The following is a 22,264-nucleotide window of genomic DNA, read 5'->3' on the forward strand; positions in this document are numbered from 1 at the left end:
AGGTTCCTGATAAATTTCGGGAACCGTAAAAACATATATAAATCCTGTTATTATTAAGAAGACATTTCTGTAAAATACTTGTAAAATAACGGAATGGTTTCAATACCTTTCAGATAATTGAAAATGCCGTAATGCTCATTTGGTGAATGAATGGCATCAGAATCCAAACCAAATCCCATCATGATTGTTTTTGATTTCAATTCTTTTTCAAATAATGCCACAATGGGAATAGAACCGCCTGAACGAACCGGGATTGGCGTTACACCAAAAGTATCGGTATATGCTTTGGCAGCTGCCTGATAACCGATAGAATCGATAGGCGTTACATATCCCTGCCCCCCATGATGTGGTTTAACTACTACTTTTACAGATTTTGGAGCAATGCTTTCAAAGTGTTTTTTAAATAATTCGGTAATTTCTTCCCAATCCTGATTAGGCACCAATCGCATTGAAATTTTAGCAAAAGCTTTTGATGCAATAACTGTTTTTGCCCCTTCGCCTGTGTATCCGCCCCAAATTCCGTTAACATCTAACGTTGGACGAATAGAATTGCGTTCGTTGGTTGTGTATCCAGCTTCGCCATGGATTTCATCGATATCCAAAGCCTTTTTATAATCATCTAATGAAAAAGGGCGTTTTGCCATTTCATCACGCTCTTCTCTTGACAATTCTTCCACCTTATCATAAAAACCAGGAATAGTAATTCGATTGTTTTCATCATGTAATGAAGCAATCATTTTTGTAAGAATGTTGATTGGGTTTGCTACCGCACCTCCGTATAACCCTGAATGAAGGTCGCGGTTTGGTCCGGTTACTTCTACCTCAACATAACTTAATCCGCGTAAACCTGTAGTAATTGATGGTTGTGTGTTTGATATCATTCCTGTATCTGAAATCAAGATCACATCATTTTTTAATTTTTCCTGATTGCGTTCTACGAACCAAGCCAAAGACGCCGAGCCTACTTCCTCTTCGCCTTCAATCATAAATTTTACGTTACAAGGCAACGTGTTTGTCTGCATCATTAATTCCAACGCTTTAACGTGCATGAACATTTGCCCTTTGTCATCGCAGGCACCACGAGCAAAAATAGCTCCGTCCGGATGAATGTCCGTTTTCTTGATTACAGGCTCAAATGGCGGAGAATCCCAAAGCTCGATAGGATCTGCTGGTTGCACGTCATAATGACCGTAAACCAAAACGGTTGGTAATTTACCATCGATTATTTTTTCACCATAAACAATGGGATAACCAGGAGTTTCGCAAATCTCAACGGTATCACAGCCGGCTTTTACTAAAAAATCTTTTACTTTATCAGCGGTATTTAATACGTCTTGGGAATAGGCACTATCTGCACTAACCGAGGGTATTTTTAACAAGTCAATTAACTCATTAATAAAACGTTCCTTATTTTGTTGAACGTATTTTTTTATTATTTCCATTATTTTAAATTGAACATTTCTGATTTACTCAACAAATATAAATATAAAAAAATAATGTTTTTTTATTGTGTAATAAAATTCCATTCGTATATTTGCACTCGTCTTACAAGAACAAGAGGTTCTTCCAAAGCCGCGGGTGTGGTGAAATTGGTAGACACGCCAGACTTAGGATCTGGTGCCGCAAGGTGTGTAGGTTCGAGTCCTATCACCCGCACAAACCTCTAATTCAAATTGAATTAGAGGTTTTATTTTAACTCAGATTAATCAGTATTACTACTATAAATTATACCAGTAATATTTTCAACAACTAATGTATCTTTGCAGAAAATTTAAGCTGTTGAAATGAAAATCAAAAAAATAATACTATATTTTATCATTGTTTTTTCTCTCTTGATAGGCTGTGTTTTAATAGCACCGCAGCTGTTTAAAAAACAAATAGAAAATGCTGTAAAAAATGCTACCACAGAATTTGTTACTACTCCGGTAAATTTTACCGACTTAAATGTATCGTTTTTTACTAATTTCCCAAATTTAAGTGTTTCGTTAACAGATTTAAGCATCAAAGCTCCTAAAGAATTTGGAGATCTTAAAACCGTTGAAAGCAATTCGGTTGATTTAGGTATCGATTTATTCAGTCTGTTTTCAGATCAAATTAAGTTTACAAAACTGTATGTAAACGAAGGAAAATTTAATGTGGTAACCGATAGTTTGGGCAATTTTTCGTTTGCTATTTTTAAATCTTCTGATGAACCTTCTACCAACAGCTCCTTTTCTTTGGCATTGAACAAAATTTATATTAAAAACACCGACGTATTGTATCAAGACAATCAATCGAAAATAAAAATTGAAACTAAAAATACCAATATTAACGGAAACGTTCAGGTTACCGACAAATACATTAATTTTGAAACCAATGCCGATATAAATTCACTGTTTTTTGGGATAGATAAAAGCATTTTGGTTGATCACAAACCATTAAAAGGTTCTATTAATACCAAAGTAAATTTAGAGCCAATTTCTGTTGAATTTAAAGAAAGTAACTTGCTCTTGGCGAATTTCCCTTTAAATATATTAGGAAATGTGGTGGTTCTTGAAAAGGGAATCGATTTTAATTTAAATGTAAAATCAAACAACGCATCGCTGGAAAATCTGTTTTCGCTTGTGCCGCAAGAATATCAAAAATGGTATGACGGTATGACGTTTAAAGGAACGTCCAACATTCATTTATTACTAAAAGGATTGATGCAAGACAGCATTTCAAATCCCGATTTAAACATTAAGCTTGATATCGCCAATGGATCAATTGCTGCCAAACAGTTTCAAAACATTCCGGTTGAAAATTTGCATACAAAAACCGAACTGAACCTACCGCAATTAAATCCTGATTCGTTAACGGTTAACATTCCTGAATTTGCGTTTAATCTGGGTAAAGGATCTGTAAAAGGCAAAGCTTTGTACAAATTCCCTATGTTTGTTGATACCGGTTTAAATGCCGATTTAAATGTTACACAATTGTGGCAAACGCTTGCCATTTCAGGTATGCAACTAAAAGGTGATGTTGTTTTAAACGGAACAGCGAAAGGAAATTACACAACGCGTTCACGTAAAAATACGCAGGGAACTGAAATTACAGAAATTGTTGAAATTCCTACGTTTAACGTTCAGGCAAACTGGACAAACGGTTATTTTAAATGGGCAGAAATGCCTTTGTCAATTGATAATTTTTCGTTTGATTTAAATGCCGAAAACACCAACGGAAACTATAAAACCACAAAAGCTGATATTAAAAACATTGATATTAAAACAACTAATGATTACGTGAAAGGCAGATTAAAAATTGATAATTTAATTGATTTTAATACTGATACCGATTTGCAGGTTTTTGTGAATCTGGCTAACATTAAAGAAATTTTTCCAATTAAAGAAGTCGATTTTGGTGGACAGCTAACCATTAATACCAAAGCAAAAGGCAGGTTAGATTTAGATCGCAACAAAATTCCTGTAACAACATCCATCATCAAGCTTAAAAACGGTTATTTGCGTTATAACAGCCTGCCCGATTTACCTTTAGAAAATATAGATTTAGAAACACATATTTCATCGCCACGAGGTTCTTTGAACGATTTGCACATAAATGTACTGCCCATTTCGTTTGTTTTGGTCAACGAGCCTTTTAAAGTAGATGCCAATTTATTTAATTTCAACAATTTATCATTTAACATTGGAACAAAAGGAAAGCTAAATCTTGGCAATTTGTACAAGGTTTTTGCAATTGAAGGATTAAGTGTTTCGGGACAGTTGGAAACCGATGTGAAATTGAAAGGAAAAGGCGGAGCAGACGATGCTTCGTCTATAAATAACCGTGGATTTGTGCTGTTGAAGGATATTCATATAAAATCGGAATTTTTCCCGCACGATTTTGTTTTTACCGAGGGTAAGTTCAAATTCTATAAAAAGAAAATGGTTTTAGAAAACGTAAAAATGAATTATGCCAAACAGCAGTTTATTTTAAATGGTGGTTTAGAAAATTATATAAATTATTTTTTAACACCGAACGCCACATTAAAAGGTAATTTAAATGTTACATCAAAATTCATCGATGTCAATTCGTTTATGTTTGGTTCTTCATCATCTGAAAACACAAGTTCTCTTGCAAGTAATTCTGCCACAAGTGTGCTCTTAATTCCAGATAAGATTGTTTTTGATTTAACAGCCAATGCTCAAAAAGTAAAATTCAACGATTTGATACTTGATCATTTAAGTGGCGTTTTAAAAATATACGATCAAAAATTAGCCTTGCACGAAGCTAAATTTGGTTTAATTGATGCAGAATTTAATGTAAACGCAACGTATCAGCCTGTCAGTACCAAACGAGCTTTATTTGGATTTGATATTGATGCGCAAAATTTTGATATTCAAAAAGCCTATAATCAATTAACGTTGTTCAGAGAAATGGCACCCGCTGCAGAGAAGGCTTCCGGTCAGGTTTCTTTAAAATATCAGCTACAAGGAACTTTGAATCAGGAAATGTATCCAGACATGAAAACGATTAAAGGTGCCGGTGATTTAATTTTAGAGAATATTCAGTTTCAAGGTTTCAAACTTTTTAATTCAGTTGCCAAAGAAACCAAAACAGATGCCTTGCACGATGCCAATGTGAAAAATGTAGTGGTAAAGACATCTATTGAGAACAATGTAATGACTATTGAGCGTACAAAATTTAAGATAGCCGGTTTTAGACCCCGCGTGGAAGGTCAGGTTACATTAGACGGAAAAATGAATATTGGTATGCGTTTAGGCTTGCCTCCTTTCGGTATTATTGGTATTCCCATTACAGTCAAAGGCACCAGCGATCATTTTGATATCAAGTTAGGTACATATACGAATGAAGATTTAGACGAAACAGATGAGGATTATGAAGCCTATAAAATATCGATTGATACTACTGCAGTTGTAAATCCTTAATTAAAAGATCGTTTAAATTCGTACACTATTAAAAAATAAATATCTTTGTAATCTATTAAATAGTCATAAATATGAAAACATTAAAAGGAATATCGTTAGTATTTGTGGCTGCCGTTTTTATGGTAAGCTGTAAACAAACATCAAACGAACAAAAAGAAACCCCTGTTAACCAAACAGAAACAACCTCTGTTACCGATATTAGCGGAACCATGCAAAAAGCTACTTTTCAGATAGAAGGTATGTCATGTGCAATTGGTTGTGCAAAAGTTATTGAAGGCAAATTAGCGAAAATGGAAGGCATTCAAAATGCCAAAGTTGATTTTGATTCTAAAACTGCTACATTAGAATTTGACAATGCTAAGCAAAATACAGAATCTATCAAAAAAATGGTTGAAGAAATTGCAAACGGTGCTTATAAAGTAGAAAACATGTCGGTTGTTAAAGATTTAGCCATGGTTGACCAAGATGATAAAACCACACAGAAAAAATGCTGTTCTTCTCATAAAGACGGAAAATCTTGTGGTGATAAAAAAGCGACCAATGATAAAAAAGGTTGCTGTAAAGACAAAAAAGCAAAAAAGGATACCCCTAAACAAAATATAATTTAAAACTTATTTCCATAAAAAATCCGCTAAAAAGTTAGCGGATTTTTTATGGAAATTTTTAAACCGATATTAACTATGAGGTTTAAATTCATTTTGTTAAATCTCATAGTTTCTAATTTATTTAGCCTTTACAATAAAGCGGTTGTTACTCTGCAACCTGAACACTATCATTTGCTACTGCTGACGTTTCTTCTACAGTTGTTTCGGTTTCAGCTACCGGAATGTTTTTAACAATTGGCTGCTCAGGCGACAATTCTTCTTCTATAATAGCTGTGGGTGCATTTTTAGCCGGTGTTGGTTCAAATACTGCACTATCACAACTTCTGTGTAAAAAGAAAATTAACACAACTCCTAACGTTAAAGGGATAAGGCTGTATTTAAATACGTTTCCGCTTTTGTCTTGACCGTTATTACTCATAATATTTATACTTTTTTATAATCTCTAAATAATAAAACTTCGCAAATATACTATCTTTTTTCAGCATATATTAATTAGTTCGGTATAAAAATTAAAATAATCATAAAAAAACCACTCTAAAAACATTTAAAGTGGCTCTCTTCCATCAAAACAGTAAACGAACCATTTAATTTCTTACACTTACAGCTACCTTTCTGTCGGTAACTCTCAATTCTTCTGAGGCATCTGCAGGATGTACTGCAAATTCAGATCCATAGCCTTCTGCACCAACAACCTGATTATCCAAACCTTTATCGGCTAAAAACTTTTTAACAGCTTCGGCACGGGCAGTCGAAATTCTTTTATTTACAGTTTCATCACCTGTTTTATCGGTATATCCGCCAATTTTAATTTTTACATCGGGATAAGCTGCTAAAATTTTAGCTATATTTTCTAACTGTACCTGTGATTCAGGTAAAATATTTGCCGTTCCCGTTTCAAAATTCAAATCGTCAAAATTAAACCAAATATCCTTTAACTGGTCTTCGGTCATTGTCTTATAATCACCCTTATTCAAAAAAGCAATCAACTGATCTTCAATACCGTTGGCATATCCGTTTAATTTCAACTGATCGTTAACCACAATTTCTTTAGTTACCTTAGTGGTTATAACAGTGGTATCTGTATCGTTCTGAACCGTATCTGTAACAATTCTTTCCTGTACCACCTGCTCTTTATTACATCCGCGGTATAAAAAGAAGATTAAAATCACACCTAAAAGCAATGGCAGTAAAATGTATTTTAACATATTACCACTTTTATCTTTTTGTGGACCGTCATAAGGTGAATCTTTTGTTTTAAACTGATTTTCCTCGTTATTATTCACCACATTATTAATATTTGCATCGGCTGAATGATGCTCTTCTTTATGAACGGGAGCGGGTTCATTTTCCACAGCCTTTAAAAAGCCAAACGATCCGATACCTGCCGGAATCATTGCTTCTAAAGAACTTAAATTACTACTTAAAACATCTTTTATTGATGACAAATCGAAATTTACGTTTAAATCTTTAAAGTAATCGATGATACCTAAAAAGGCGGTGTTTAAAACAGACTGAGATGAGGTATCGGAAATATTAGAAAAGCCCGCAATTTGGTTAACAAATTCTTGTTTGTCGTTTCCTAAAAATCCATCTAAAAGAGTATTTGTTTTATCGAACTTGTAATCATAGTCATCAGATGTTGAAAAAACATTCTGTACTTCCGTAAACATTCCCCTTAAATACGCATCGCCTTTGTGATACATTTTTAAAAGCAATGCCGGAATTGCCACGTCAAAAGCATTATTTACTGCTTCTTCTGACTCGTTTGTACTTAATCCCAAACTTGATATAAAGGTCGGTGAGATGTACTGTTTGATTTGATTTACTAAAGGATTTTCCATAACAATTAAATTTTATGTGATTAAAGGTACATTTATTTAATTAATTATCAAAAAGTTAACCTTATTATTTATTATTTTTCTGTTCAATCCACAAGCTCATATATTTAGTTGCCTGTAAGCTGTTTTGCCATAAAATTTTCTGAACAATCAACTTATTCCTGTGCTCTAAAGGATTTTTTAAAATTCGCATGATTGCTTTTTCTAAGACTCCGTTCCAGATTTTATCTGCAAATTTCTCGTTAATGATTTCAAATCCGTTGGTAACAGATTGCTGCCAGATTGTTTCATCAGTATAAAGACGGCAAACCGCTTCAATAAAACATTCATCGTTTTCAGCAATCAGTCCGCCCCAGTTTTCAGCATTCATTCCTTCACAGCCCATTGCAGTAGTAACGTTTGGCAATCCGTTTTTAAACCCATCTACAAACTTACCTTTTAATCCGGCACCAAAAGGAATCGGAGCTGTTAAAACACGGTATTTTTGCATGGTTTCATCCACATTGATCGCTTTGCCTTTGATAAAAAACCGATCAGAAACATTGTGTAACTGATACACTTTTTCAGGCGGATAAGCCCCATAAATATGCAGTTCGGTTTGCGGTAAACGCTTCTTTAATGCCGCCCATATTCTTTTTAACTGTAGTACCGTTTGGTAATTGGGTTCATGTATAAAATTACCGATAAACATTACATGCTGCCGATCTGAATATCCTGGTATTTTTTTCTGAATTTCAACTGATAATTCCTTTTCAATAAAGGGCAAATAAAGCAATTGCTTTTCAGGGATATTAAAATGATTGACCAACAAATTGTATTCAACATCAGAAATAATTAGGGATAGATCGCAACGGTACATGGCAGAAAGTTCTCTGTAACAATCCGGCGTATCATAATCAATATCCGTTTGATTTTTAAAAGCCACGGCACGTGCCCGCCGTACAAAATGCAAATCTTCTGTATCTAAAACAGTAATTAGTTCAGGAAAAACCTGTTTTACACGCCAACCAAACTGCTCTTCGGTAACAAACCGGTCGTAAACCACAACATCGGGTTTTAAATCACTTACAAAATCGTTGAACGAAGAATCGTTCAGCACAATTTCATGTTCCGTAACACTTAATTTATTCAACGGATAAGAAGCTGTTGATTTTGTTGCGGCACTCGCAAAATGAATAGCATCAGTCCATTGTAATAACTGATCAATTAACTGCAACATCCTCCACCCTGCTGCCGAAGATGTTGGTTCAGGCCAAACCAATCCTATGATTAAAATTCGTGGTTTCATACTGCAAATTACGGAGTATTTTTTGAAAGATGCCAACTCACAAATTAATTCGTAAATTTGCAAAAAAATAGTTGGGTTTATTATGTTAGGACTAAAATTATTGACCGATCCGCGTTGGGCAAACATTGCAGAAAGCAATTTAGAGGAAATTTTAACAGATCATGCATGGTGCGAGCAAAAAGCGGCTACGAATGCCATTACCATTATTACCTATAATTCGGAACACGAAGATTTGGTAACATCAATGACCGAAATTGCCATTGAAGAAATGGAACATTTTAAAATGGTACACGATATTATTAAAGAACGTGGTTATACCTTAGGTCGCGAACGTAAAGACGACTACGTGAACCAACTGTATAAATTCATGAAAAAAGACGGAAGCCGCAACGATGCTTTTATTGATCGTTTGCTTTTTGCCGCGATGATTGAGGCCAGAAGCTGCGAGCGTTTTAGAGTACTTTCAGAAAATATTAAAGATGAAGAACTGGCTAAATTTTACAGAGAACTGATGATTTCTGAAGCAGGACATTATACGACGTTTTTGAAATTTGCAAAAAAATACACCGAGCGTACCGATGTGGACAAACGCTGGAAAGAATGGCTGGATTTTGAAGGTCAGCTCATTCAGAATTACGGGAAGAAAGAAACTGTTCACGGATAAAAAAACACCTCATTTTCGAGGTGTTTTTAGTTTTCAAAAGTGATCGAATCGGTTAATTTTTCGTGTTCATTGAAGTAATACCAGGTTCCTGTTTTTGTCCATTTATTTTGGCTTGTGAAACTTTTTCCTATTTCGCTGACTTTTCCGTTTTTGTGAAATAAAACATCTGCCGAATAAGGGTAAAAATATTTTTCTGACCGAAAAAGTGTATCGTTTCTATAATACTTCCAAACGCCTTTTTCTCTCCCTTTTCTATCGTATTTCCCGGTAATAACAAGCCTTTCAGATGTTGTTCCTGAAACATATTTCCATTTACCTACAGCAATACCCTTATTTGTCCGGTTGATTTTACAGGAAACAAAAAATAGAATGGAAATAAAAACGACGAATTTCATCTAATTAGTTGGCTCTAACTTTTATTGGTAACGTAAATGTTGAACGAACAACTTTACCTTCGTGTTGTGCCGGAATCCAATCTGGCATTGATTTTAAAACCCGTATTGCTTCGGTTGAAATATCCTGATTGTTTGAACCTACAGCTTCTATATTAGATAAACTTCCATCTTTTTCTACAATAAATTTTAATCTGGTAGAAACAATCGTATCGTTAAAAATAATTGTTTCAGTATCAAAAGTATTAATGAAATTTTGCATAAAATTTTGAAAACCTTCTTTTGGTTTTGCTTTCTGTTCTACAAACTTAAAAACTTCGTCGGCTTGGACTTTTTGCTCTACATTAGTGATTGGATCTTCGGTATCAATATCGTTACAGGCAATAAATGATCCCATGGCAACAACCGTAAAAATGGCAAACATTTTAGCCGTTGTTTTTGACAATCGGTTGGTTTTACTTTTCATCATAATAAATCTTTTTTGCGTTAGTTTAAAATTAAATGTTGATGCTAATGAACTATTGGTATTTTCTAAATAATCTAACAATTGGCACTGATACGATTTTACATCGTTTGTTTGTTTCAATACCGCTTCATCTGCTAAATATTCGTGGTTCATTTTTATATGGCGTTCATATATATAAATCATTGGATGGAACCATAAAAACACCTTACAAATTTCGACCAACAGTACATCTGCCGAGTGCCATTGACGAATATGTGTTTTTTCGTGAATCCAGATACTATCGTTCTTATTGATTGTTTCAAACAAATCACGATCTATAAAAATTGTTTTCCCAAAAGAAAAGACCTGCTGATTATGTGGTATTTTACAAACTAATAAATCGTCATAAATTACTTTTTCTGCCTGTTGGCGTAACCGTTTAATTTTTATTAATTCTCTAAAAAACCTGAATAGAAAAAATGCAGTTCCAATTCCAAAAAGGATTTTTATTACCAAGATCCAGTCAAACTGAAAAATTGTCGATGTATTTTGGTCAATGACTAATTCGGTTAAAAGAATGGTCTGCGGTAACGAAACGTTGTTTACAGAAAATGCGCCTCCGAAAATTTCATTAAACGGTATTAAAGGAATGGTTAAACTTCCGGCAAATGTTACAAGCAAATACCATCTGTTAAACTGAAACATTGATTTGTTGCTTAGTACGAAATAATAAATGGTACTGAAAATACACCATAAAAATGTAATTTGTAATAGATAAACCACCATATCATTTTTGTTTTAGTTCATCATCGATTAAGTCACGGAGTTTTTGTAATTCTTCCTTTGTCAGCGATGCGTCTTTGGCAAAAAACGACGCAAATTGCGTAGTTGAATTATCAAAAAACTGTTTAATCATATTTTTCATTTGTTTAGAAAAATAGTTTTCCTTCTTTATAGTTGCATAATACAATCTCGTATTACCAATTTCATCATATCCCACAAAACCTTTTTCAGTGAGCTTTTTAATAGTGGTTGCCACCGTTGTCTTTGCTGGTTTGGGTTCCGGGTAACTTTTGATTAAATCTTTGAGAACTACTTTTTTGTGCTGCCACACATATTGCATTAGCTGTTCTTCGGCTGTTGTTAACTTCATGTTCTATACTATTAGAATTTGTTCTACAAATATAGAATAATATTTTAAATAAAAAACAGATTGCTCTGTTTTTTTATTGTTTAACAATTCTAATAGGCATTGTAAATTTTGAGCGGACAGGAACTCCATCTTGGACTGCCGGATTCCATTTAGGCATTGATTCTATTAACTGAATGACTTCGTTATTTAAAGAAGGAACATCAGAATTAAGGACTCTGATATTTGTTAAACTACCGTCTTCTTCCACGTAAAATTCAACTTTAAGTTTTATATCACCTTTATAGACAGACCTAACGTCTAATTTTGTTACAATATACTCCATTGCCTTTTGCATACCTTCTTTTGGGCTGGAGGGCATAGTAATTGCTTCTTTTGCAATGGTATGATGTATCGGAATAATCAACTTAAAAGCTTTTCGGGAAACCACAGGATTACCGTCTTCTGTTTTAGGATTCCATTTAGGCAACGTTTCAATTGCTTTTTTTAGGTTAGATTCTAATTGAAGTGAGTCGTTTTGAATTTTAGGATTAAAAACAGTACCATTTTTTGTAATGGTTAATAAGATAGTAAGATTTAGATCTTGGTTTAGAAATTTCTGCTTTACAGAATCGGGTATAATTAAATTCTCTGCCAGCAAATCTAAATATTCATTAGTAGGAATTGTAGGTGTAGCTTCAACAATTTGCGCTTGTGTATTAAACGAAATTAAAATTAGTAATATAAACAGAGCCCTCATAAATTATGTTTTTGCAAAAATAAATCTATTTTTCTAATTGAGAACTTTTTATAAAAGTAACCTGTAGTTTTTGCAGTTTCTTTTTAGCTTGTTTATAATTATCCTTCGATATTGCCCGTACGGCATCTTCAATATAAAACGTTTTAAAACCGTTTTCGGCAGCATCTTTGGCAGTAAAATACACACAATAATCGGCAGCAAGTCCACATACATAAACTTCCTGAATGTTTTTATCTCTCAGCAAGCCTAACAAACCGGTATTGTTTTGTTTTCCGTTGTCAAAAAAGCCACTGTAACTATCGGTTTCCACGTCCATCCCTTTTCTAATAATTGCCGAAACTTTATCCGTATTTAAATCTTTAGAAAATGCCGATCCAACCGATCCCTGAACACAGTGAACAGGCCATAAAACTTGTTCCAATCCGTTTAAATTAATCACATTAAAAGGAATTTGGTTTTCATGGTTGGCAGCAAAACTTTTATGATTTGCCGGATGCCAGTCTTGGGTTGCTACAATAAAGTCAAATTTTGACTGAATACTGTTTATAATGGGAATAATTTCATTTCCGTTGGCAACCGCTAATGAGCCGCCCGGCAAAAAATCGTTCTGAACATCAACTATAAGTAACGCTTTTTTCATTCTTGTGTTAATGGTTTCTTTAAAAATTTAAAATTACAAAAAAGTTCATTAGTTTTGTGAAGATTAAAAACAAAGAATATTCACTTCTATAAATTTAAGATTTTGTGTGAAGTGATACAAGCTCAATGAAATTTTATGGATAAAAAAGATTTAAGAAGCATCATTTTTCGTCATTTAGACGGAATTGTAACCTTACCTATTCTGGTTACACTGAATGATGCAAAAATATTAGCGTTTATTTCCCAACATGAAAAAATAGAACTACACGAATTAGCAACCCGGTTTAAAGCGAATGAAGGTTATTTAAATGTGGCATTGCGGGTTTTGGCATCGCAGGGTTTTCTAACATATCATACCAAACCGACTGTTTTTATTAAAAAACACACATCGTTCAATCAAATGTTACAATACGTTGATGGATTAAAACCCGTAATGGAAATGGTGAAGTTTTCGCAACGTTTTCACAACCGTTTGTTTGAAAAAGAACCGTTTCTTAAACTAAAGCCGTTGTTAGAAAGTTATCAGAACGATACGCTTTTGAAACCGGCTTTGTCTGAAGAAGATAACGAAATCCGTAAGCAGTTGAATTATTATGTAGAAGGATCTTTGGTAGGACCAACAATTGTCCGTTTGGGAATGAATGGCATGTTTCACAAATACTTTATGGAATCGAGTTTTAAAGCCGAAGAATTTCATAAGGATCCGGAAAGTTTTGAACACCTTCTTGATTTTTTGTCGCATTTAGGCTGGTTTCGTAAGAAGAATCAAAACTATTCGTTTACAGATGAAGGGCTGTTTTTTGCCCGAAGAGCAGCTTCTTACGGTGTAACGGTTTCGTACCTGCCAATGCTAAGTCAAATGCAGCATCTGCTTTTTGGAAACGTATCAGAGATCAAACAAGATAACGGCGGGTTTCAGGAAATCCACGTAGACCGGGCTATGAACGTTTGGGGAAGCGGTGGTGCACACGCCACCTATTTTAAAGCTGTTGACGAGTTGATTATCGATATTTTTAATAAACCGTTAGAAGAACAACCGAAAGGAATTTTAGATATGGGCTGTGGAAACGGAGCCTTGTTAGAGCATTTGTTTGATACCATTGAGAACAGAACGTTAAGAGGAAAGTATTTGGAAACCCATCCGTTGTTTTTGGTAGGAGCCGACTACAATCAGGCAGCATTAAAAATTACCCGTGCCAATTTAATTGCCAATGACATCTGGGCAAAAGTAATTTGGGGCGATATAGGCAATCCCGTACAATTAGCAGCAGATTTAAAAGAAGAATACAATATTGAACTGAGTGATTTGTTGAATATGCGTACCTTTTTAGATCATAACAGAATATGGGAGCAACCAGCAAAAACTGAAGATTTAGAAGAGAGTTTATCTACCGGAGCCTACACAACAAACGGACTATTGCTGCCCAACGAATGGGTAGAACAAAGTTTGGTAGAACATTTGCAAAAGTGGCAGCCTTATATTTCTAAATTCGGTTTGTTGGTTATAGAGCTGCATACGTTAAATCCTGAAATTACGGCAAAGAATATCGGTTTAACAGCAGCAACGGCTTATGATGCCACACACGGTTTTTCGGATCAATACATTTTAGAGCTTGATGTTTTTGAACGATGCATTCAACGTTCCGGATTAACGATAGATGAAAAGTATACACGCAAATTCCCTGACGATGAACGTGCAAACATCAGTATCCATCTGATAAAATAAAAGCTGCCCTTATCGGGCAGCTTTTATTTTTAAATTGTGAATTATTTTCAAAAAAAGAGTTGTGCAACGGCTACCGATGTTGCAGACAACGATTAACTTCTTTCTGCTGTTTGTTGTATTTGTGCAGGATAGCGTTCGCCTACGATTTTGATTGTCGCCAATGCTGAATTTATTTTGCTCAATTCGTCATTTGTCAATGAAACGTTAGTCGCATCAATGTTTTCTTGTAAGCGATGTAATTTTGATGTCCCCGGAATTGGAACAATGAAAGGTTTTTGAGCCAGCAACCAACCTAACGCAATTTGTGCAGGTGTAGCATTTTTGTCTGTCGCAATGGAAACAACTAAGTCCACTAACGCTTGGTTTGCTTCTCGGTTTTCTTTGCTGAAACGTGGCATCATATTTCTGGTATCCGCTTTGTCCAACTCCACGCCTGCGTTGATTGTTCCTGTCAAAAATCCTTTGCCCAACGGACTGAACGGTACAAAACCAATGCCCAATTCTTCCAATGTCGGAATGATTTCATTTTCGGGTTCACGCCAAAACATTGAGTATTCGCTTTGCAAAGCCGTTACAGGCAAAACAGCGTGAGCCTTGCGAATGGTTTCTGAGTTTACTTCACACAAACCAAAATGTTTTACTTTCCCTTCCTGAATCAACTCTTTCACAGTACCTGCAACTTCTTCGATAGGCACATTTGGGTTAATCCTGTGTTGATAAAATAAGTCGATGTAATCGGTTTTTAACCTTTTAAGGGATGCTTCTGCAGTTGCTCTTATTGTTTCCGGGCGACTGTCTAATCCTTGTCTAACGTCCCCGTTTTTAAATCCAAACTTTGTAGCAATTACAACTTCTTTGCGTAATGGTTCAAGTGCTTCGCCAACTAACAATTCATTTTCGCCATAACCTTGTGCCGTATCAAAGAAAGTAATTCCGTGTTCAACTGCTGAACGAATTAATGTTATGCTTTCTTCTTTTGTTGGTGCATTTGGAAAACTTAATCCCATACAGCCAAAACCTAATGCAGATACTTCCAATCCGCTTTTTCCTAATTTTCTTGTGTTCATTTTTTATCGATTTTAAATTTGACAATACAAAGTTGGCTCAATGAAAAATGAAAACCTTTGCCATTTGGCAAAAAGCGAATTTTAACCGATATTTTTTCTAATTCGACTTAACGATGATTGTGTAATTCCCAAATAAGAAGCGATGTATGATAAAGGGACACGGTTTATTAATGTCGGGAATTTTTGCATAAAATCAAGATAGCGTTCCGTTCCGTCTTGCGAAATCAACTCACTTCTTCTTGCAATTTTTTCACTATGATGTTTCGTGATAATCTTCTGAATAATATTGTCCCAATCAAGAATAGTTTCGGAAATATCTCTCCAATCTTGTTTTGAAAATATTATCATTTTACAATCTGTTATAGCTGACAGATATTCAGATGGTGTGTATATTTCATCAATTGTAGGCCCCGATAAAATTAAATGGTTTTCGTCAATAAAGTATCGTGTAATTTCATCTCCTTTATTGTTGTAAAAATAAACTCGAATAACACCTTCTGTTAGAAAGCCAATTTTACGAACAGTTTTACCAGCTTCCCAATAATACTCGCCTTTTTGAAGCTCTACTTCTGTCGCTTTGCTTTTAATAAGGTCAATTTGTTGTTTGTTTAAATTGCCAAACTGTAAAATGTATTCTATAAATTTTTCCATTTAGCAAAATTAGTAATCGTTATTTATTGAGTATTTGTCATTTGGCAAAAAAATATTGTCAATTAAACGATTCACGAAACTCCAACGGACTTTGACTAGTCTTTGCTTTAAACAGCTTACTGAAAGATTGAGGGTGCTCAAAGCCCAATTCATAAGCAATTTCGCTTACAGATAAGTCAGTTGTAGATAATTTTTCTTTGGCTTTTTCAATCAGTTTGTCGTGAATATGTTGCTGTGTACTCTGTCCTGTCAGCACTTTTAGCAAGCCGCTTAAATAGCCTGGCGAAATATTTAACGTTTCGGCAATGTATTGAACAGTCGGTAAACCTTTTGAAACCAAGTCATCGCTGTTAAAATAGTCTGTCAATATTTTTTCCAAATGTTCCAAAACTTGATGATTGGCTTTTTCTCTTGTGATAAATTGACGGTTATAAAACCGTTCTGAATAATTGAGCAAAGTTTCAATCTGTGAAATGATAATATCCTTACTGAATTTGTCAATATTCATGTGATATTCCTGCTTTATGTTTTGAATGATATTATTCAAAATTTCTTCTTCTTTTTCTGAAAGGAACAAGGCTTCATTAACCGAATAATCAAAAAATTCATAATGTTTAATTTTTTTTGCTAATGAAGTATTCCATAAAAAATCAGGATGAATGAGCAACAGCCAACCCGAACGTTTTACATTTTCATCCGGATTGTTGTTTGTTCTCAAAATTTGATTTGGTGCCATAAAATATAATACACCTTCATCAAAATCATATTGTTGTTGTCCGTAAAACATTTTGCTTACACCACGTTTCAGTGAAATGGTGTAATAACCGAAAATAATCGATATGTTTTCCTTGCCTTCCAATCGCTTAAGTTTTGCATAATCTATAATGCTTATGAGTGGATGCTCGGGTGCAGGTAAACCGTGTAACTGATGATACTCGCTAATGGATTTTACTTTGATCGGTTTTTCCATAGTACAAAGTTAAAAATTTTACAACGCCTGTCCACCCGAAACTTCAATACGTTGACCGTTTATCCAGTAAGCTTCCTCGGTGCATAAAAATGCAACTACACCACCAATATCATCAGGCAAACCAACACGCCCCAAAGCTGTAAGATTTGCTATCTGTTCATTGATGTCATGGTTATCTCTTACATGCCCACCGCCAAAATCGGTTTCAATAGCACCGGGTGCAACTACATTCGCACGGATTTTTCTTGCTCCTAATTCTTTGGCTAAATAGCGTGTATGTACTTCAACCGCTGTTTTCAATGAACCATATACAGATGAACCGGGCATTATAATACGTGTCAATCCTGATGAGATGTTTACAATACCGCCCCCGTCATTTATAAACGGTAATGCTTTTTGGGTTAAAAAGAAAACGCCTTTGTAATGAATATTGTAAATGGTGTCCATTTGTTCTTCAGTAACTTCGGTAACAGGTGCATACAAAGCGGTGCCAGCATTATTGATAAGAAAATCAAAATTAGAACTGCCTATTTTTTCTTTCAACAGTTCAGTTGCTTCTTTGATGAATTTATCAAACTGCTGTATGTTACTTGTGTCTAACTGTAAGGCAAATGCATTTCTTCCAAGCGATTGAATTTCTGAAATAACATTGTCTGCTGCTACTTTATTGGAATTATACGTAATCAGAATGTCAATCCCTTTTTTGGCAAGAGCTAATGCCATATTCCTGCCTAAGCCACGGCTACCGCCTGTAACCAATGCGATTTTTGTTTTTGTACTCATTTTATTTATATTTTATTTTTTTTGTGTTTTAACAATTATAGGCTGCTGCAAACTCTTTTGCAAATTCAGCCAATTTTATTTTGCCCAATGTTGGTTTGTTTTGCTTGTAATCATCATACAAATTGTTTCGCCTACTTGCATTCATTTCTGTTAAACCTTTTGCAGCTTGTGGATTGAAACCAATATTTATCAGATTGTCCTGAAATTGTTTGTCAGGAATAATGTTCCATTTCAAATCGGGTTTGTCGATTATTTTACCTAAAATTGTTGCGACTTCGTTTGGACTGACTTCATCGCTTGCGATGTAACGGACAGTTCTGCCATCAAATGGTTTTTCGATTTCTTCGGCAATGGCAGCCGCAATATCCAAAGGAGAAACCCACGGCTCTTTTTCATCGCCGCCATAGTTTTGAATGATTGCACCTGCATTTTTGATTGTTGGAATGAATGCTAACATATTGTAGTAAAAACCAACGGGGCGCATTGTTTTAATGGAAACCGTGTTGGGCAATTCTTTTAAAATATTTTCTACCAAATGATGTGTTGCCAACATTCCAACACCTTTATCGGTATGTCCGCCAATGCTGCTTAGATGTATCACTTCCATCACCCCTGATTGTAAAATGGCTTGCGCATAACTTTTTGCAATGTCCAGACAATAATTTTGTATGTCAATGTTGTGGTCAAAAAAATTGAAAGGAGGTTCCATAAGATAAATAACGTCTGCACCTTTGAAAGTCGAAGCTAAAAAGTGAGTGTCTAAAAGAGAACCAATTGCGGCTTTTGCCCCAATAGTTTCAATTTCTTTTTGTCGTTCGGCTTTACTGCTGATAACTGTTACTAAATGCCCTTTTGCAATCAAATCTGTTGCAAGTGGTTTACTGATGTGTCCTAACGAACCTGTTATTACTATTCTCATTTTTGTTGTTTTTGATGATACAAAATTGCAAAGTGTTCAGAAAACAGACGTAGCCAAATCTACTTTTGTTGTAGTCAAAAATGAGGTAGCGGTGTGGCATTGGTTAATCTAAATTACAAAAAAGGAAATAAAAATTGATTCAGCAGCAAGTGGAATTGCTGATATTTTTTTCATTTACACATTTTTTGTTTAGTTGCCAGGAATGTAGGGGGAACAAAGAAGTGCTTAATTCTATATTTTATTGGCTATATGCAATGTTTTACCAGCCTATATACATTCTATTGTTAGAGTAGAGTAGCGTAACATACGTAGTGAAGCTTGTGGGGAAGTTAGGTTCTCCACAAGCTCGAACGCATGAAAGACAAATACATTATTTTTAATTTTCCAAAGGAAGGAAATTATAATTCTTAGAATAATACAACATTTGTTCTGCAAACGTTTTAGGATATGTTACTACAATATCGGTAATTTCACCTTTTTCATTGGTAATTGGAACCAGTACCGGATTTACAAATCCGCGGTAAGGTGCTGTGTTAAACTTTTTATTGCGTTCTAATACCTCTTTATGTATTTTTTGATCCACTTTTACGCCGTAAGTTTCTACTAAACTTTTTGCTGCGTTAAAATCACCTTCGGATTTGATACGTTGGGTTTCACGTAATAATTGTCCGAATAAATCATGTAAACGATCGTAATCGTTAATTTTGAAATACGTTTTACCGTCACGCTCTATTTTTTCAATTACATTCTGCTCTTTACCTTTTTCAAAAACCCAAGCCGAAATCCATTGGCGGTTGCGCATGTGTGCTTCTTCAATATCCTGTCCCGGTTCAATACGCACCAACTGCGTCATTAAACCATTGCGTATATAATCGTTATAAGCTGTTTTACCCAAACCTTGCCAATCGTCAACCAAGCCTAAATCTTGTATTTTTTTATCGTACAAATAATATAGAGCCACTAAATCGGCACGACCTTCCTCTAAGGTTGACGCATAGCTTTTAAGCGTTTCTTTTGGCGTACCCACACCCGGATTTAACTGACCCGACGCATGCCCGATAACCTCGTGCAATGCCGTGTGTAATTTATCAGCCAGTTCACTGTATCGTTTTGAAAGCTGAATTTCATTTTCATCAAAAGCAAATTCTTTTAGTTTTTCATCACCCCCATCTTTGTTGTATGCTTCGATAATGTTTCCTAATGAAATTGATTTTGAACCATGCTCTGCCCTGATCCAGTCGGCATTTGGTAAATTAACTCCAATGGGCGTTGCCGGCGAAGTATCTCCACTTTCGGCAGCCACAATTACGGTTTTGTAAGAAACTCCTACTACATTTTTCTTTTTATGTTCAGGCATTAACGGTGAATGATCTTCAAACCACTGGGCGTTTTTTGAAACCACTTCCATTTTTGCCGACATATCAAAATCTTTGATTTGAACAGTCGATTCAAAAGAAGCTTTATGTCCTAACGGATCGTTATAAACCTCGATGAATCCATTGATATAATCGATATTTCCTTCAGTTGCTTTCACCCAGGCAACATTATAATCGTCCCATTTTTTAAGCTCTCCGGTTTTATAGAAATCAATTAAAATATTTAAAGCTTCGGCTTGCGGTTTATTTTCAGCAACTTTTACCGCTTTTTCTAACCAGAAGATCACTTTGTCAATAGCGGCACCGTACATGCCACCACTCCTCCAGATGCGTTCTTCTATTTTACCCGATTCGGTACGGACTAATTTGGAGTTTAATCCGGTTGATAATGGTCTTAATGAATCGGCAGGAGCCATGCTCCCGTAAAATTTCTCTACATCGTTCGCCGTTAATCCTTTTCCGTAAAAATTAACCGCCGATCCCTGGACTAAATCAACGTTTTGATTTAAATTTACTTTTTTTGCATCTACATCGTTAAATAAAATCTCAACAATACTGGTATCTAAATTGGTTTTGGTTTCTTTTAAAAGTGTTTGAAGATATGTTTGCGGAAAGCCCGGCTTGATTTTATCGTTTGAATAATGATGGTGGATTCCGTTTGAAAACCAAATGCGTTTTAAGTAAATCTCAAAATTCTTCCAGTTTTCGTTATTTTTATCTCCTTTGTAATTTTGATAGATGTTTTCTAATGCCGTACGGATCTTTAAATTGTATTTATAGTTTTGATCCCAGAAAATATCTCTGCCGGCATACCCTGCCTGCGCTAAATAATAAACCAGTTTTTTTTCTTTCAATGTTAGTTTTTCCCAACCCGGAATATCGTATTTCAACACTTGTATATCGGCGAATTGTTCCGTTTCAAACTGAACCTGTTTTAAACTGTCTATCATACTGTTATTGGTGTTTGCTTCATTGTTTTTATTGCAGGCCGTTAGCGATGCCACAGCGAGAGCTATGAGGGTGAAGTGACTTAATTTCATATTTTTCTTTGTTAGTTAGAACAAATATATTAATAATTATTTGGAGAGCGTTGAGCCTGAATAAAAAACATTTATAGTTCTAAAAAATTTTCGTTCCACAAATAAGGTGTTTTGTTTTGGTTAAGAAATTTAAATGCGTTAAACAGTTCGTGATCGTGCTTCATTTGGAAATGACGCTCAATAATTTCACCACTTTTTAGTGTGATCCTGATGCCATTCATTACACCGATGGAAACCGACGGATTTAAAAAGGAGTGTTTGTTGAATTTGCCAATAAAATCGTGATTTGTAAAAGTGATTTCATTTATATCATCATAAGAAATTAAATCGGAGTTTAGATAAATTCCTTCATTAGCAAAGGCAATCGTACCGGTAAAAATTCCTTTTAAAAAGTGAAATCGCTTGTGGTTTGTTGCCAGATAAAAAACAATATACCCACTAATAAGCAATGCCATAAGCAGTAAAACTATTTTAATGGTTTTAAATCGGTCAGCAGCTAAACAAAATGCTACAACAATTAAAAACAACAGCACAAACCATTTAATGATTTTTGGTACCGGTTGCTTTTTTACCTTTTGAAACAATTGAAATACGTACATAAAAAAAACAGCTTTGAAATTTCAAAGCTTAATTTTGTGGTAAAACGTTTTTTAAGAATTCGCTTAACTGGTCAAACAAATCTTTAGGACTTGAATACAGAATGTGAAAGTTGCTCAATGCAAACAACACTTCGTTGGTTTCGGCTTCAGCTTTTTGCAAATAAACAATTGGTTTGCGTTTTGCTTTGGCATATCCCAATTCTACACACGATGTAACATTTACCTTAGTTGCTTCTACAATTATAAAGTTACTGGTGTCTATTTCTTTCATTGCTTTTTGCATAAATTCTGCCTCTTGCCCCGCCTCCATAGCGTATTTATCTACAAAAATAAAATGCTCTACATTAGCAGAACTCATTGCCATACCCAATGCAATAATTTCTTTTCCTAACAATTTTCTTGTTTCTGTATCAACAGATATATATGCTTTCATTCATTAGCAGTTTATTCTGTAAAGATAAAAAAT

At 34.8% G+C, this 22,264-nt stretch carries 21 protein-coding genes and 1 tRNA gene; 5 read left to right on the top strand and 17 right to left on the bottom strand.

The annotated features are described in order from the left end of the window. Positions 1-53 precede the first annotated feature (53 nt). Complete coding sequence (locus BLW20_RS05960) at positions 54-1,442, bottom strand: dipeptidase (protein WP_091097400.1); 1,389 nt, start codon at positions 1,440-1,442, stop codon at positions 54-56. A gap of 132 nt (positions 1,443-1,574) precedes the next feature. On the opposite strand from BLW20_RS05960, the gene BLW20_RS05965 reads away from it, so the two are divergent. The 3 genes from BLW20_RS05965 (at position 1,575) to BLW20_RS05975 (ending at position 5,515) form a co-directional block, all read left to right on the top strand. Next, positions 1,575-1,656 (top strand) — tRNA-Leu (locus tag BLW20_RS05965). 128 nt (positions 1,657-1,784) lie between these two features. Beyond that, positions 1,785-4,907, top strand: coding sequence for an AsmA family protein (locus tag BLW20_RS05970; protein WP_091097403.1), 3,123 nt, complete (start codon positions 1,785-1,787; stop codon positions 4,905-4,907). Between the two features lie 71 nt (positions 4,908-4,978). After that, positions 4,979-5,515 carry a heavy-metal-associated domain-containing protein gene (locus tag BLW20_RS05975; RefSeq protein ID WP_091097407.1) on the top strand — a complete coding sequence of 179 codons (537 nt, stop codon included), beginning with the start codon at positions 4,979-4,981 and terminating at the stop codon, positions 5,513-5,515. A 142-nt stretch (positions 5,516-5,657) separates the two neighbouring features. Here BLW20_RS05975 and BLW20_RS05980 read toward each other — a convergent pair whose 3' ends face one another. The 3 genes from BLW20_RS05980 to BLW20_RS05990 all read right to left on the bottom strand — a co-directional run bounded on the left by BLW20_RS05980 (position 5,658) and on the right by BLW20_RS05990 (position 8,638). Next, positions 5,658-5,930 (bottom strand): hypothetical protein, encoded by a 273-nt coding sequence (locus BLW20_RS05980; protein WP_091097410.1) that lies wholly within the window; start codon positions 5,928-5,930, stop codon positions 5,658-5,660. A 166-nt stretch (positions 5,931-6,096) separates the two neighbouring features. Then, complete coding sequence (locus BLW20_RS05985; RefSeq protein ID WP_091097414.1) at positions 6,097-7,353, bottom strand: OmpA family protein; 1,257 nt, start codon at positions 7,351-7,353, stop codon at positions 6,097-6,099. Between the two features lie 64 nt (positions 7,354-7,417). Beyond that, positions 7,418-8,638, bottom strand: a complete 1,221-nt coding sequence (locus BLW20_RS05990; protein ID WP_091097418.1) for a glycosyltransferase family 4 protein — start codon at positions 8,636-8,638, stop codon at positions 7,418-7,420. A gap of 82 nt (positions 8,639-8,720) precedes the next feature. Here BLW20_RS05990 and miaE point away from each other — a divergent pair, with 82 nt between their 5' ends. After that, positions 8,721-9,302: a MiaE family protein gene (gene miaE, locus BLW20_RS05995; protein ID WP_091097422.1), complete on the top strand. Its 582-nt coding sequence runs from the start codon at positions 8,721-8,723 to the stop codon at positions 9,300-9,302. A 26-nt stretch (positions 9,303-9,328) separates the two neighbouring features. Here miaE and BLW20_RS06000 read toward each other — a convergent pair whose 3' ends face one another. The 5 genes from BLW20_RS06000 to pncA all read right to left on the bottom strand — a co-directional run bounded on the left by BLW20_RS06000 (position 9,329) and on the right by pncA (position 12,668). Continuing rightward, entirely contained in the window at positions 9,329-9,697 is a 369-nt protein-coding gene (locus BLW20_RS06000) for a hypothetical protein (RefSeq protein WP_091097427.1), read from the bottom strand. A gap of 4 nt (positions 9,698-9,701) precedes the next feature. Further along, the gene (locus BLW20_RS06005) at positions 9,702-10,925 is read right to left on the bottom strand and encodes a M56 family metallopeptidase (protein WP_091097430.1); all 1,224 of its coding nucleotides are present in this window, start codon (positions 10,923-10,925) and stop codon (positions 9,702-9,704) included. A gap of 1 nt (position 10,926) precedes the next feature. Continuing rightward, on the bottom strand, positions 10,927-11,292 hold the full coding sequence (locus BLW20_RS06010) for a BlaI/MecI/CopY family transcriptional regulator (protein WP_091097434.1): 366 nt from the start codon (positions 11,290-11,292) through the stop codon (positions 10,927-10,929). A gap of 73 nt (positions 11,293-11,365) precedes the next feature. Next, the gene (locus BLW20_RS06015; protein ID WP_091097437.1) at positions 11,366-12,028 is read right to left on the bottom strand and encodes an energy transducer TonB; all 663 of its coding nucleotides are present in this window, start codon (positions 12,026-12,028) and stop codon (positions 11,366-11,368) included. 25 nt (positions 12,029-12,053) lie between these two features. Next, positions 12,054-12,668 (bottom strand): bifunctional nicotinamidase/pyrazinamidase, encoded by a 615-nt coding sequence (pncA, locus tag BLW20_RS06020; RefSeq protein WP_091097441.1) that lies wholly within the window; start codon positions 12,666-12,668, stop codon positions 12,054-12,056. A gap of 135 nt (positions 12,669-12,803) precedes the next feature. Between pncA and BLW20_RS06025 the strand changes: the two genes are divergently transcribed. Then, on the top strand, positions 12,804-14,393 hold the full coding sequence (locus BLW20_RS06025) for a class I SAM-dependent methyltransferase (protein ID WP_091097445.1): 1,590 nt from the start codon (positions 12,804-12,806) through the stop codon (positions 14,391-14,393). A gap of 92 nt (positions 14,394-14,485) precedes the next feature. Here BLW20_RS06025 and BLW20_RS06030 read toward each other — a convergent pair whose 3' ends face one another. The 8 genes from BLW20_RS06030 to BLW20_RS06065 form a co-directional block, all read right to left on the bottom strand. Beyond that, positions 14,486-15,460, bottom strand: coding sequence for an aldo/keto reductase (locus BLW20_RS06030; RefSeq protein ID WP_091097449.1), 975 nt, complete (start codon positions 15,458-15,460; stop codon positions 14,486-14,488). A gap of 81 nt (positions 15,461-15,541) precedes the next feature. After that, positions 15,542-16,111 (bottom strand): Crp/Fnr family transcriptional regulator, encoded by a 570-nt coding sequence (locus tag BLW20_RS06035; protein ID WP_091097453.1) that lies wholly within the window; start codon positions 16,109-16,111, stop codon positions 15,542-15,544. Positions 16,112-16,169: 58 nt separating this feature from the next. Beyond that, complete coding sequence (locus BLW20_RS06040) at positions 16,170-17,081, bottom strand: helix-turn-helix domain-containing protein (RefSeq protein ID WP_091097456.1); 912 nt, start codon at positions 17,079-17,081, stop codon at positions 16,170-16,172. A gap of 18 nt (positions 17,082-17,099) precedes the next feature. Next, positions 17,100-17,864 (bottom strand): SDR family oxidoreductase, encoded by a 765-nt coding sequence (locus BLW20_RS06045; RefSeq protein ID WP_091097459.1) that lies wholly within the window; start codon positions 17,862-17,864, stop codon positions 17,100-17,102. A gap of 28 nt (positions 17,865-17,892) precedes the next feature. Continuing rightward, on the bottom strand, positions 17,893-18,783 hold the full coding sequence (locus BLW20_RS06050; RefSeq protein ID WP_091097463.1) for an NmrA family NAD(P)-binding protein: 891 nt from the start codon (positions 18,781-18,783) through the stop codon (positions 17,893-17,895). A gap of 376 nt (positions 18,784-19,159) precedes the next feature. Further along, entirely contained in the window at positions 19,160-21,199 is a 2,040-nt protein-coding gene (locus BLW20_RS06055) for a dipeptidyl-peptidase 3 family protein (protein WP_091097467.1), read from the bottom strand. Between the two features lie 71 nt (positions 21,200-21,270). Continuing rightward, a complete protein-coding gene (locus tag BLW20_RS06060) occupies positions 21,271-21,798 on the bottom strand; it encodes a hypothetical protein (RefSeq protein WP_091097470.1) in 528 nt (175 codons plus the stop codon). Between the two features lie 28 nt (positions 21,799-21,826). Then, positions 21,827-22,231 carry a hypothetical protein gene (locus BLW20_RS06065; RefSeq protein ID WP_091097474.1) on the bottom strand — a complete coding sequence of 135 codons (405 nt, stop codon included), beginning with the start codon at positions 22,229-22,231 and terminating at the stop codon, positions 21,827-21,829. Between the last annotated feature and the right edge of the window lie 33 nt (positions 22,232-22,264).

Origin of the sequence: Paenimyroides marinum (assembly GCF_900108395.1) — a bacterium.
Classification (GTDB): Bacteria; Bacteroidota; Bacteroidia; order Flavobacteriales; family Flavobacteriaceae; genus Flavobacterium; species Flavobacterium marinum.